Annotated in this window: 1 protein-coding gene and 1 pseudogene; both read right to left on the bottom strand. The window is 57.7% G+C overall.

Annotated elements, in window-relative coordinates:
* Positions 1–321 (bottom strand): annotated as a pseudogene (locus AC3A35_RS27860) (NAD(P)(+) transhydrogenase (Re/Si-specific) subunit alpha); the annotation flags it as partial.
* 137 nt (positions 322–458) lie between these two features.
* A partial coding sequence (locus AC3A35_RS27865; RefSeq protein WP_487439804.1) for a 4Fe-4S dicluster domain-containing protein occupies positions 459–575 on the bottom strand: 117 nt, incomplete at its 5' end.

Below are 575 nucleotides of genomic sequence, written 5' to 3' on the forward strand. Positions count from 1 at the left end.
CAGCAGCTTCACCCGCTCCGCATCGGCCCACGGCTGCAACATGCCGAGCAGCACGCTGCCCGGTTTCATCGCCGCGATGCGTGCCAGGCTGGGAGGCTGCACGCACAGCGCCATATCGGCCCGGGCGGCAAGCTCCTCTGCCGTTCTGACAGTTTGCGCACCCGTAAGCGAATCATCATTGTAATGCGCAGGCAAACCTGCCCCGGACTGCACCAAGACTTCGGCGCCAAGAGCCTGATACCTCTTGATCATATCCGGCACTATAGCGATGCGCCGTTCACCGGCAACCACTTCACCAAAGATGGCAATTTTCAGCGCCACGATCTTGAGTGTCCTTTAGAGGTCAAACAGTTGAATGAAAAGGGAGGGAAGTCACGTAAGGGTGTGGAGGAGAGGGGGCCGAAGAAGCCCTTACGTTTGATTGACATCCCTCCTGAAAAGCCATGTGTTGATCGATTTCACATTCCCTGGTAGATCGGCCCTTCGCCGCCCTGCGGCACCACCCAGTTGATGTTCTGGGTTGGATCCTTGATGTCGCAGGTCTTGCAGTGCACGCAGTTCTGCGCGTTGATCTG

The sequence above is a fragment of the Azoarcus sp. Soil_N_20 genome (genome assembly GCF_057656155.1).